At 77.4% G+C, this 12,245-nt stretch carries 9 protein-coding genes; 3 read left to right on the top strand and 6 right to left on the bottom strand.

Translation table 11 applies throughout. The features are described from left to right. Positions 1-137: 137 nt before the first annotated feature. Complete coding sequence (locus ACFYT9_RS25475) at positions 138-911, bottom strand: D-Ala-D-Ala carboxypeptidase family metallohydrolase (RefSeq protein WP_389167567.1); 774 nt, start codon at positions 909-911, stop codon at positions 138-140. A 369-nt stretch (positions 912-1,280) separates the two neighbouring features. Between ACFYT9_RS25475 and ACFYT9_RS25470 the strand changes: the two genes are divergently transcribed. Beyond that, positions 1,281-3,239, top strand: a complete 1,959-nt coding sequence (locus tag ACFYT9_RS25470; RefSeq protein ID WP_389167565.1) for a SpoIIE family protein phosphatase — start codon at positions 1,281-1,283, stop codon at positions 3,237-3,239. 16 nt (positions 3,240-3,255) lie between these two features. On the opposite strand, the gene ACFYT9_RS25465 is transcribed toward ACFYT9_RS25470, so the two are convergent. The 4 genes from ACFYT9_RS25465 to ACFYT9_RS25450 all read right to left on the bottom strand — a co-directional run bounded on the left by ACFYT9_RS25465 (position 3,256) and on the right by ACFYT9_RS25450 (position 6,393). Beyond that, positions 3,256-3,747 carry a MarR family winged helix-turn-helix transcriptional regulator gene (locus ACFYT9_RS25465; protein WP_376605132.1) on the bottom strand — a complete coding sequence of 164 codons (492 nt, stop codon included), beginning with the start codon at positions 3,745-3,747 and terminating at the stop codon, positions 3,256-3,258. A gap of 101 nt (positions 3,748-3,848) precedes the next feature. Further along, on the bottom strand, positions 3,849-4,943 hold the full coding sequence (locus tag ACFYT9_RS25460) for a chemotaxis protein (protein WP_389167563.1): 1,095 nt from the start codon (positions 4,941-4,943) through the stop codon (positions 3,849-3,851). Positions 4,944-5,011: 68 nt separating this feature from the next. Further along, a complete protein-coding gene (locus ACFYT9_RS25455; RefSeq protein WP_376605277.1) occupies positions 5,012-5,500 on the bottom strand; it encodes a DUF1269 domain-containing protein in 489 nt (162 codons plus the stop codon). A gap of 242 nt (positions 5,501-5,742) precedes the next feature. Beyond that, entirely contained in the window at positions 5,743-6,393 is a 651-nt protein-coding gene (locus ACFYT9_RS25450) for an alpha/beta hydrolase (protein WP_389167560.1), read from the bottom strand. 310 nt (positions 6,394-6,703) lie between these two features. Between ACFYT9_RS25450 and ACFYT9_RS25445 the strand changes: the two genes are divergently transcribed. Both ACFYT9_RS25445 and ACFYT9_RS25440 read left to right on the top strand, forming a co-directional pair. Further along, on the top strand, positions 6,704-7,570 hold the full coding sequence (locus tag ACFYT9_RS25445) for an alpha/beta hydrolase family protein (protein ID WP_376605281.1): 867 nt from the start codon (positions 6,704-6,706) through the stop codon (positions 7,568-7,570). A 117-nt stretch (positions 7,571-7,687) separates the two neighbouring features. Beyond that, entirely contained in the window at positions 7,688-10,504 is a 2,817-nt protein-coding gene (locus ACFYT9_RS25440; protein ID WP_389167557.1) for a LuxR C-terminal-related transcriptional regulator, read from the top strand. Here ACFYT9_RS25440 and ACFYT9_RS25435 read toward each other — a convergent pair. Further along, on the bottom strand, positions 10,474-12,120 hold the full coding sequence (locus ACFYT9_RS25435; RefSeq protein WP_389167554.1) for a CAP domain-containing protein: 1,647 nt from the start codon (positions 12,118-12,120) through the stop codon (positions 10,474-10,476). The genes ACFYT9_RS25440 and ACFYT9_RS25435 overlap by 31 nt on opposite strands. Positions 12,121-12,245 lie beyond the last annotated feature (125 nt).

The following is a 12,245-nucleotide window of genomic DNA, read 5'->3' as shown; positions in this document are numbered from 1 at the left end:
CGTGCTGCCCCCCCGGCGCGCCGCCCCCCCCCCCCCGCGGGGGCGGGCGGGGGGGGGGCGCGCGGCGCGGGCGGGGCCCCCCCCCCCGCCCGCCCCGCCCCCGGGGGGGGGGGCCCGGGCCGCAGTCGTGAGCGGGGTCAGATGCCGCAGGAGGAGGCGGACCAGTAGCGGCCGGGCCGGTGGTCGACGTGGGCGTGGTCGGAGTGGCCGGGGTAGCCCGGGCCGAGGATCCCGTTGAAGCCGTGGTTGCGGGCCTGCTGGGCGAGGCGGCAGAGCGAGTGCGGGCCGGCCCCGAGGTCGGCCGCGTCGCCGTAGAGGTGCCGGCTGGAGGAGGCGCCGCCGACGGCAGCGTTGCAGGCGGTGCTGCGGAAGCCGCTGGTCACCCGGAGGGGCTGGTCGCCGAGGGCGTGCCGCAGGGCCTCCAGCTTCCACATGGTGCGCAGGGCGTTGGACTTGGCGGTGGCGGCGCTGACGGCTCCGCCGGCCCAGGTGGTGTTGCAGTTGTTCAGCTCGGCGTAGGTGAAGTGGATCGGGGTGCAGTCGTCGTCCTGGAGCGCGTAGAGCTTGCTGAACGTGGCGGGTCCCGCGACGCCGTCGGCAGCGAGGCCGTAGGCCGACTGGAAGCGCTTCACGGCGGCGGCGGTGGCGGGGCCGTAGGAGCCGTCGATGCCGAGGACGGCGCCGTAGCCGGGGTAGCCGGCGACGCGGATCTGGAGCTGGGTGACGTCGGCTCCGGTCGCGCCCTGGGAAAGGGTGCGGGACCAGGTGTAGCAGCCGTCGGCGCGGGCGGGGCTCGCGCCGGCCACGACGCCGGCGAGACCGGCGACCAGCAGGACGAGCGCGAGCAGGAGTCTGACCACGGGGGACGCGGCGGGGACGAGCGGAACGGAAGCGCGGGGGTGCGGGGACATCGGACGGGCCTCCCAGAGCGTGTCATGCATCCGTCAGAAAACGCTTGTGGGGAGGAAGCCTGGCCCGTCGGGTCGACGCGCGTCAACCGTGCGGTGCCGGCACGGACGGCGGCACGACGGCGGGCCGGGACGGGGCGGCACCGCGATGATGGGAGCGTGAAGGGCGGCGAGCGCACGGGAGGGCCCGGCGGGCCCGGTACGGACGGGCCGGCGGCCCGTCCGGGCCCTGGCGCGGGCGGACCCGGCGCGGGGACGTGGGGCGCGGCGGCCGGGGCGGAGCACACTGCGGGCGCACCGGGAGGCGCGGCAGGCGGGCCGGAGGGGGGCGCGGGGCCGGAAGGGGGCGCGGGGCCGCCGGTCGATCCGCGGATGTTCGACGGGACCGTCGCCGCCGTCGCCGTGCTCGCGGGGGCCGAGGGGCGGCTGCTCTACACGAACTCGGCGTTCACCCGGCTCTTCGGCGCACGCCGCATCGGTCTGCCGGCGCGCGCCGCGTTCCCGGACTCGGACGGGCACCGCTTCCTGGCCGTCCTCGACTCCGTGCGGGCCACGGGCCGGGCCCGTCAGGTCGTCGGTGAGCGGCGGACCGACCCCGGGGCGCCCGGGCAGGCCCGGCACTTCGTCTACTCGTGCAGCCCGGTCACCACGGCCCAGGGCCCCGGGATCCTCGTCCTCGCCATGGACACGACCGCCGAGACCCAGACGCTCCAGCGGTACGAGGCGCTGGTCTCCGCGGTCTCCCAGATGGTGTGGGTGATGGGCGCCGACGGGACCATGGAGGAGCTCGTCCCGGGCTGGGAGGAGCTGACCGGCTCGCCCTGGCATCCGCGCGCGGACGAGGGCTGGTACAGGCGCATCCACCCGCGCGACCGGGAGAAGCTGAGCGCCGCGTGGCGCCGGGCGGCGTGGGACGGCGAGCGGCCCGGGGTCTTCGAGGCGACGTTCCGGGTGCGGGCCGGGGACGGCTCGTACCGGCATCTGTCCACCCGTTCCGTGCCGGTGCTGAGGGACGGGCGGATCACCGAGTGGGTCGCCGCGACCGCCGACATCGAGGACGCCTGGGGGACCCGGCTGCGCGAGCGGCTGCTGGCGCAGGTCGCCGCGGTGTCGGGGGCGAGCCTGCCGGAGGCGTTCGCCGAGGTGGTGAAGGTGGTGGTGCCGGAGCTCACCGACGCCTGCCTCGTCCTGCTGCTCTCGCACGACGAGTGGCCGCTGCCGGAGCAAGCCGGGGTCACCGCGCGCCGGATCGCCTCGGCGACCCGGCCCGGACTGCCCGCCCCGCCCGCGCTGAAGGGCCAGCGGGTGGCGGTCACACCGGTGGTCCGCGAGGTGCTGATCCGACGCGAGCCCGTCACCTTCCGGCTGGAGCCCGGTGCCCCCGTGCCGCCCGGGCTGATCCCCACGGTCAGCGAACGCTGGCTCACCGCCTCGGGGGCGACCAGCCTCACCCTCGTCCCGCTGGTCGTCGACGACCTGGTCCTCGGATACGCCGCCACCAGCAGCAACGGCGACACTCCGATCCCCGGTCCGGCCGAGACCGAACTCCTCCGGGAGGTGCTGCACCATGCCCAGCGCCCGATCCGGAAGGTCCTGGACCTCCAGCAGGCCCGGCGCACCGCGCTGAGCCTTCAGCGGGCGCACCTGACGGAGCCGCCGCCGGTGTGCGGCGGGGCGCTGGCCGCGCGCTACCAGCCGGCCAGCACCAGCGGGGAGATCGGCGGGGACTGGTACGACGCCTTCACGCTGCCGGACGGCACGCTCGTCCTCGACATCGGGGACGTGGCGGGCCACGACCTGACGGCGGCCACGGCGATGGGGCAGATGCGCAGCATGCTGCGGGCCCTGGCGTACGCGGGCGGCCCCGAGGCCGCGCCCGCCGAGGTGCTGGCCCGTCTCGACCAGGTCGCCGCCGGGCTGGCCACCGCTCCGCTGGCCACCGCCCTGCACGCCGGTCTCCGCCGCGGTGCGGCCGGTACGTGGCTCCTCGCCTGGTCCAGCGCCGGTCACCCGCCGCCGCTGCTCGTCCCCGCCGAGGGCGACGCCCGCTATCTCCCCGGCGCGGCGGACCCGCCGCTCTGCGTGGCCCCGGGCCTCCCCCGTACGACGCACACCCACGTCCTGCGCCCCGGCGACACGCTCCTCCTCTACACCGACGGTCTGATCGAGACCCCGGCCGCCCCGATCGACGAGGGCCAGCGGCGGCTGGCCGCCGAGTCCACCCTCTGCCGCCGTCAGTCCCTCCCCGACCTCCTCCGCATCCTCCAGGGCCTCTCGGACCACCGCGACGACACGGCCCTCCTGGCCTTCCGCGTGGACGAGGCCCCCTGACGGGCGCGGCGGACGGTCAGCGGCGCGGGGGGACGTCGAGGGCGGCCAGTTCGTCGTTGAGGGTCTCCAGGAAGCGCAGGACGGTGGCGAGTTCGTCGTCGTCGAAGCGCTCGCGGGCCCGTTCGGTCGCCTGGGCGAGGGGGCGGAAGTGGTCGCGGGCGACGGTCTTGGCGCCGTCGGCGTACTCGACGTGCACCACCCGGCGGTCCGCGCTCTCGCGGGTCCGCCGGATGTGCCCGGCCTTCTCCAGCCTGTCGAGGCAGGCGGTGACGGCGCCCGAGGTCAGCCCCAGGTGGGTGCGGAGCAGACCGGGGGTGACGGGGCCCTCGTGGTCGAGGACGAAGGAGAGGGCCTGGACGTCGGTGGGGTGCAGGCGCTGGTCGGAGGCGAATCCGTGGGCCACGCGGTTGAGCTCGCCGAGGGTACGGCGCAGCGCCACCGCGAACCGCTGGAGGCCGACGTCCCCGCCGCCCGCCGTGCCGCCGTCGCCGCCGACGTGGTCCCGCATGTCCGGCACTTCGCGCTCTCCCTGTCCACTGGCCACCCGGCCAGCGTATACAGCGGTCCGGCGGTCGTGGACAGGCGCACGGCCGGGCGGGGCGGTGGGCGTCAGTAGCGGAGGACGGCGGCGATGCTGCCCTGGCCGTCGAGCGAGCCGCCGGGGACGAAGCGGACCTCGGCGCCGGTGTCCAGGGCCCGTTCGACGATCTCGTCGACCATGTCGTCACGGGCGCCGGAATCGCCGGCCTCGGCTGGTACCAGGTGGTCGCCCTCCTCGCGTACGACCGTCCGGTAGTCGTCCTCGACGGCGACCAGCCGGGCCCGGCCCTCCTTGGCCGCGCGCCACACCTCGTCGATGCCGCCGGCGAACTCGCGCCGGCCGCGCGCCGCGTCGAGCTCGGCGGCGACCGCCGTCACGGCGGCGGCAGCGCCGGCGGCGCGGGAGGGTTCGACGGCGGCGTGGACGGCGGCTGCCGGACCGCCGGCGAGGCCGCCGTGCGGGACGGTCACGGTGTCGGGGGCGAGCGGGCCCAGCTCCTCCAGCAGGGCGAGGGCCGGCGCCGAGCCGATGACGTACAGCGGGCGGGGCTCGGAGGCGAGGACGGCCCGCAGCCCTTCGTGCGCCTCGCGCAGGAACTGCCGGGTGGCCTCGTCCTGGAAGGTGCTGGGCAGGTCGCCGACGCGCTCCTTGCGCTCGGCGTCGGGGTCCTCCAGGCTGCGGGTCCTCGGGAAGCCGTCCCGGACGGCCTCGGTGGCCCGCTCGGGGTCGCCGCTCCACAGCGAGACCCGGTCGGCGGCGACGGCGAGGGCCCAGTAGGGCTGTTCGGCGGCGCCGGCGGCGACGAGGTTCCGGGTGAGGAAGGTGTCGGCGAGGACGACCCGCTCGGGTACGGTCCGGGGCAGCGACCAGACCTGGTGCTCGCCCTGCGCGGCGTAGATGACCAGGCCGTCCTCGGCGTGCGCAAGGTCCACCTCGGCGGCGGCGCGGTTCAGCTGGTCGAGGATGTCGAGCCGCCGCTCGCGCGGCACGTCCGGGTCGCCGGTGAGCGCCTTCTCGGCCTCGGAGAGCAGATTGCGCAGGCGCACCGGGTCCTGGGCGTTGTCCGGCTCGCGGCTATGCGTCGGCATCACCAGCGAGACGGCCGGGTACGGCCGGGGTCGGCGCAGCTTGGCGAGCACGTCACTGCTGAGGACGGGGTCCATGGAGGGGCCTTCCTGTGGGGTGGGTGGACGCCGGGAGGGGGCGAGGGGTGCGCCGGGAGCGGCGGCGGTCACTCGGGGCCGGCGAGCTGCTCGGCCAGCTCCTTCTCGTCGGCGTCGCTGAGGGAGGTCTTGAGGACGGTGCCGCCGTGGCGCTGCATCGCCGCGGTGAACTTGTCCTCGGTGAGCTTCGCGGCCATGATCACGAGGGCGGCGCTGCCGGGCCTCAGCAGGTCGCCGACCTGCTCCCGGAAGCGGTCGTCGATGCCGGACTTGCTGAGCCGGCCGACGAGTCCGCCGAGCGCGGCGCCGGTGAGGGCGCCGACCGCCGGGGCGAGGAAGAGGATGCCGAAGATGGTGCCCCACAGGGCGCCCGTCGCGGCGGTGACGCCGACGACCCGGTTCGAGGTGTCGACGTGGGTGCGTCCCTCCTCGTCGACGGAGACGACCGCGAGGCCGTTGAGGCCCACCACCTGGTCGCGCTGGAGGTCCTGCACCGTGCCGAGGGCCTCCTCGGCGGCGGCACGGTCCTCGTACCCGATCACGATGAGCTCCGACACTGCCGCCTCCTCGGACCCGCGCGGGGCGGCGGGGCCCGCCTCGCGACCGCGCGGGGACGTCGCCACACGCCCCCACTTTCGCCCGATCCTGTCCCGATATGCCCGATCCCGCGAATCGAGCGCGCCGTCTGCGGGCGGCGACGGGTCCGGGGGCGGGGCTGGTGGCGGGTCCGGTGGTGGGTCCGGTGGTCGGGCTGGTGAGGGTCCGGCGGGTGCCTCGGTGCCGGGGCCGGACACGGGGCTCAAGCGGGCGTGGACGCCAGGGTCTCCAGGGCCAGTTCGGCGGCACGCCGGTGCCAGAGTCCCGCGGCGCGGAGCATGGCGTGGCCGCCTGACGGCATCGGGATGCCGGTGGCGTCCGCGCCGGCCTCCCTGGCCCGGCGGACGAACGCCCACGAGTCGCCCGCGGTGGTCACCCGGTCCGCCTCGTCGTGGAGGAGGTGCAGGCGGCGGCCGGCGAGGTGGGCGACCGGCTCGCCCCTCGGGCACCAGGGGGCGAGGGCGACGACGCCCCGGACGGCCGGGTCCCCGGCGACGGCGAGCGCGGCCCGGCCGCCCATCGAGTGGCCGACGAGCACGATCGGCATCTCCCCGAAGCGGGCCCGCAGTCCGGCGAGCGCGGTCTCGGCGTCCCTGGCGGCGTCGGCGCGCTCCCCGTTCCATCCCCGGTGCCGGTAGCGGGCCTCGGCGACCAGGACCGGCCGCCCGCGCGCCGCCCGCCGCATGGCTCCGGCGAACGGTCGCATGCGCAGGGCGGGCAGGTTGAGCAGGGGCGGCGCCTCCAGCCCGTCGGCCCGCCCGCCGTGCAGCAGCAGCACCGCTCCGGCCGGCGCCTCGGCTCCGTACCGCACGAGCAGCGCCGATGACGCGGCGGACCGGGAACGGACGGTCATCGGGCCTCCAGTCGGCCGATCGGTGCGGGTGCTCGGTGCGGCCCGAGTCTGCCACGGGCCCGGGGCACGGACGGGGGCGGGTCCGGTCACCGGTCGGGGCCCGGTCACGGTCGGGGCGGGCCCGGCGACCTATGCGGTGGGAACAGGGCCCCGCCCGGACGCGTGGTCGCCGCCGGGCGGACGCGGGCCGGTGATTGTGCCGATGACGGCGCCCCGCGCCGCCCCCACAGTGGCGGGGCCGTACCGCACGGCAGCGGCCTTCCCTACCCACGGGGGTGGCCGTCCCACGACACGAGAGGACGACTCCGTCGTGAAGCGATACCTTGCCGCGGCCACCGCCGTCGCCGCCGGCCTCGCACTGCTCCTCGCCCCGGGTGCGGGAGCCGCCGCCGGCAACCCGTACGAACGCGGCCCCGCGCCCACCGAGGCGAGCGTCGAGGCGGCGCGCGGTTCCTACGCGGTCGCGCAGACCTCCGTCTCCTCGCTCGCCGCCTCCGGCTTCGGCGGCGGCACCATCTACTACCCGACGAGCACCGCGGACGGCACCTTCGGCGCGGTGGTGATCTCGCCTGGGTTCACCGCGACCCAGTCGTCGGTGGCCTGGCTCGGGCCGCGGCTGGCGTCGCAGGGCTTCGTGGTCTTCGTCATCGACACGCTCACCACGCTCGACCAGCCCGACAGCCGGGGGCGCCAGCTCCTCGCCGCGCTCGACCACCTCACCCAGCGGAGCGCGGTCCGAGGCCGCGTCGACGCCACAAGGCTCGCGGTGATGGGCCACTCGATGGGCGGCGGCGGCACGCTCGAAGCGGCGAAGAGCCGGCCGAGCCTCAAGGCGGCCGTGCCGCTGACCGGCTGGAACACGGACAAGACCTGGCCCGAGCTCCGTACGCCGACGCTGGTCATCGGCGCGGACGGCGACACGGTCGCGCCCGTCGCCACCCACTCCGAGCCGTTCTACGAGAGCCTGCCCTCCGACCTGGACAAGGCGTACCTGGAGCTGAACGGCGCCACGCACTTCACGCCCAACACCTCGAACACGACGCTCGCCAAGTACAGCCTGGCGTGGCTCAAGCGCTTCGTCGACGACGACACCCGGTACGAGCAGTTCCTCTGCCCGCTGCCGCGGCCGAGCCTGACGATCGAGGAGTACCGGGGCACCTGCCCGCTCGGTTCCTGACGTCCGGCCGGACGCCCTGTGCACGGGCACAGCGCGTCGCGCGGGGGTCTGGGCCGCGGCCCAGACCCCCGTACCGGTCCGTTCCCGCCCGCCGCGGGGCCGGTTAGCGTGACGGGCGTGACCGCCGACACCGGGCCCGCGCTGTACGGCCGGGAGGCCGAACTCGCCGCCGTCTCCCAGCTGTTGTCGCCGCTGCCGGAACCGGTGGCGGCAGAGCGGGTGGTACGGGTGGCCGGCGGGCCCGGCGAGGGGCGCTCGGCGCTCCTCGACCGGGCCGCGCGGGACTTCCCGGGCGAGGCGCACGTCGTCGGCGCGGCGCGCCGGCAGGTGCCGTGGAGCGGCGCGCGGGCGCTGTTCACGGCGCTGGCCCCGTCCGGGGCGGCGGCGTGCCGGGCGGCCCGGCTCGCCCGGGGCCCGGACGGGATCGCGACCGCGCTCGCCGCCTGCCTCGCCGGCCGGGGGCCCGTCCTGCTCTGCCTCGACGACTTCCCGCTGTGGGACGCGCACTCTCGGGCCGCGTTCGCCGCGCACTGGCGGGCGCCGGGCGCACGCGGGGCGGCCCGCGTCGGGTGGCTCGTGGCGTCCGCGCCGGGCCGGCCGCTCCCCGCGTCGGACACGGCGCCGCTGGTCCGGCTGCCGCGCCTCGGCCGCGCGAGCGCCCGGGCCCTCCTGGACGACGCCGCCGGAGGGCGCGCCGGACACGCCGTGGCCGAGCGGCTCCTCGACGAGGCCGCCGGGCATCCGGGGGTGCTGGTCGAGGCGGTCCGGCGCCTCGAGCCCGGTGTGCTCGCCGGGACGGCGCCCCGGCCGGGAACGCTCGTGGACGACGACGTCCTGGGCGCGGTGCACGGCGGGCTGCTCGCCGCGCTCCCGGTGGACGGGCGGCGGCTGCTCGGCGTGGTGGCCAGGGCCTGCGGCGCGCCGGACGCCTCAGGAAGGGCGTCCGAGGACCCCGACCGTACGGACGTGGGCACCGCGCTGGCCCGCGCCCGGTCCCTCCGCGTGCCGATCGAGACCCTCGACGGCCTGGTGGCGGCCGGGCTGCTGCACCGCCACGGCGACGCACTCGCCTTCCCCGACCCGTTCCTGCGGCGCGCGGCGGCGGCCGGGCACGGCGACCGCGTCCACGACCGGAGGGACCGTCGGCCGACCCGGGACCGGAGCGGGACGGACCGGGCCGTCGCCTCCCCCGCCCTCACCGGCCCACCCGACCTTCCCGCCTCCTCTGCCCTCACCAGCACCTCGGCGCTCCCCAGCTCCCCGGCCCACCTCAGCTCCTCGCCCCTCCCCGGCTCTCCCGCCTCCCCTGCCCTCCCTAGCTCCTCGGCCCTCCCCGGCTCCTCGGCCCTCCCCGGCCGCGCCGCCCTCCCCGACCGTCACGAGCGGCACCGCGCCGACCGTCTCGGGCCGCCGCCGGCCGTGCGGGCGCGGTCGGCGGCGGCGCGGGGGCGGGCGCTGGTGACGCGGGGGTTCGCGGCGCTCGCGGGCGGACCGGTGATGGACGCGCACGAGGCGTTCCTCCAGGCGGCGAAGGTGCTGCGGGACCGGGAGCCGGCCGAGGCGGCGGACGCGCGGTTCCTCGCCATGGAGGCGGCGTGGGCGGCGGGGGACGTCGGCGCCTGCCTCGCCGCGCTCGACCTGGCCCCGGCCGTGCCCGGCACGGAGCGGACCTTCGCCGACGGGCTGCGGGCGGCGCTGACGGTCCGCCCCGACCGGGCGCGTACCCCGCTCTCCGCGGTGGTGGCGGTCGGCGCGGTCCGGGACGAGCCCCGGCTGCTGCTGCGGGCCGGTTCGGCCGCGCTGGTGCTCGGGGACGTGACGGCGGCGGCCCGGCTGCACGGTCGGGCCCTGGCGCGGGCGCGGGCCGAGCAGCGGTCCTCGCTCCTGCCCCGGATCCTGGAACACCTCGCGTACGCCGAGCTGCGCGCCGGCCGGTACGCGCGGGCGGGGCACACCGCGGGGGAAGGGCTGCGCGCGGCCCGCGCCACCGGCCAGCTGAACTCCGCGGCCCACCAGCACGCGGTCCTCGCCCTGGTGGCGTCGGTGACGGGCGAGGGGCCGTCCGTCGCGGAGCACGCGGAGCGGGCGCTCGCGATCGGGCGCCCGCACGGCCTCGCCCAGGCGGTGACCCTCGCCGAATGGGCGCTGGCCCGGGCCGAGTTGGGCAGCGGTCTCGCCGCCCAGGCCGCCGCGCGGCTCGCCCCGCTGGTCCGCCCGGGACCGTACGGCGGCCACTTCGCCCTCCGCATGCTCGCCGTGCCGTGCTTCGTGGAGGCGGCGGTGGCGTCGGGGCGGGCGGCGGAGGCGAGGGCGGCGACGGAGGAGTACGCGCGGTGGGCCGGCTTCGGCATCGACCGTCCGGCACCGGCCCAACTGGCCCGGTGCCGGGCCCTGGTGGCACACCACGGCGAGGAGACGAGCCGCTGGTTCGGCGAGGCACTGCGGCGCCACGACGACGGCGGCAACGACTTCGAGCGGGCCCGCACCCTCTTCGCGTACGGCTCGTGGCTGCGCCGGCGGCGCCGCCCGAGCGAGGCGCGCGGCCCGCTGCGCGACGCGCTGGTCACCTTCGAGCGGGCCGCCGCCGAGGGGTGGGCCCGGCAGGCCCGCGCCGAACTCCGGGCGACGGGCGCGCCGGGCACGCGCTCCCCGGACCCGACCGCCCTGGCCGGGCTCACCCCGCAGCAGCTGCGGATCGCCCGGCTCGTCGCGGACGGTGCCACGAACCAGGAGATCGCCGACCGCCTGGCGCTGAGCGCCCGGACCGTCGACCACCACCTGCGCGGGGTGTACGCCCGGCTCCAGCTCCGGTCCCGGGTGGAGCTGTCCGCCTTGGTCGCGGCGGCGGGGACGGGGACCGGATCGGGGACAGGAACGGTGGACCCCGGACGGGGACCGAGGGGTCAGCGGGCGCCGAACACCTGGGTCCAGTAGGGCCCGCCGTCGGTGTGGACGCCGACGCCGATCTCCTTGAAGTCGCAGTTGAGGATGTTCGCGCGGTGGCCCGGGCTGTTCATCCACCCCTCCATGACCTGCTCGGCGGTGGTCTGCCCCATGGCGATGTTCTCGCCGTAGGTGGACCAGGGGTAGCCCGCGGCGGTGACCCGCTCCCCCGGGCCGTCGCCGTCCGGGTTGGTGTGGTCGAAGTAGTCGCGGGCGGCCATGTCGGCGGAGTGGCCCTGCGCGGCGCGGGCGAGGGTGGCGTTCGCGGTCAGCGGCCCGCAGCCCGCCTTCGCGCGCTCGGCGTTGACGAGGGAGATCACCTGGTCGGCGGCCGAGGACTGGCCGCCGTCGTTCTGCGCGCCGCCGCCGGGAGCCGGATCGGTGTCGGGCGTCTGCGTCGGTGCCGGCGTCGCCGTCGTACGCGTCGGCTTCGGGGCCGCGGTCGTCGGGGCGGCGGTCTTCTTCGCCAGCGTGGGCTCCGGGGCCGCGGTGCTGCGCTGCGGGCTGGGGCTCGCGGTGGTCGGCCGGGCGGAGGGGGTCTTCTTCGCGGCGGAGCCGGGCGTGGCGGAGGCGGTGGTGGCCCGGGCGGAAGGGGTGCTGGTGGCGGAGGCGGAGGGGGTTCCGCCGAGGGGGGTGGAGGTGGTCGAGAGGGAGTCCGGGTCGTGGGTGAGCGGCACGTCGGGGCCGGGGACGGCGGCGCGGTTCGCCTCCAGCAGCTCCTCCTGCCCGTCGCGCCCGCCGTACATCGAGAACGCCCCGCCGGTGACGGCCACCACCGCGATCCCGGCCGCGACGGCGGCCCGGCGCCGGCCCCGCTCCTCGACCTGGCGTCGCCGGCGGCGGTCCGCCCGCGTCCCGCGCCGCCCGACGGGCACGGCGGCGAGCCCCCCGAGGTCGTACGCCCGGGTCACGTCCTCGTCCTCCGGCAGCTCGTACGCGACGGCCTCGGGCGGCTCGGGCACCACGGCCGAGACGGGGGCGACGGGCGGCACGGGCGCCGCGGGCTCCACCCCGCCGCACGCGCCGCACCGGGTCGTGTGCGCGGCCAGATGGTCACGCCACCCGGCACCGGGCCGCCCGTCCCATCCGGCGGTCAGCTCCTGGAGCCGGGGGCAGCGGGGCCGCCGGGCCAGCGCGAGGCCGACGGACCGGGCCGCGCCGACGCGTACCCGCACGGTCTCCATGCGCAGCGCGGTGTCCTCCGGGGTCCACTGGAGCGCGGCGGCCGTCTCGTACCGCAGCAGCGCCCCCTCGTCCTCCAGCGAGCCGAGCGCGGCGAGCACCGCGTCCTGGAGATCCAGCCATCCCCCGGCCTCGTCGAGGCCGCCGGCGGCGTGTCCGAGCGTGGTGTCCACGGCGAGCGCGACGAGCCACGGCCGGAACATCTCCGGGTACGGCAGGGTGTGCAGCGTGCCGTGGGCGCGCCTCAGGGTGTCCTGCACGACGGTCTCGGCGGCGACGGAGGGCCGGGCGACGAGGGCGCGGGACACCAGTGCGTGGACGAGCGGCCGCTGGGCTCCGAGAAGCTGGTCGCACGCCCAGGGGTCGCCGTACTGCGCCGCCCGTATCCACTCCGCCGTCTGATCCACGCCCATGGTCTGCTGCACGCCGTCCGTCCTTCTCTAGCCCGTTCCCGGAGTTCCCTGCGCACTGGAGAGCCTCGGACGAGGACCGCGATAACGGAAAGAGGGAAAGCGGAATCCGTGACGTGGCTCACAGTGCCTCCGGGTGG

Source organism: Streptomyces sp. NPDC004435 (genome assembly GCF_042873895.1).
GTDB lineage: Bacteria > Actinomycetota > Actinomycetes > Streptomycetales > Streptomycetaceae > Streptomyces.
This window is presented reverse-complemented; position numbering and strand designations above follow the sequence as displayed.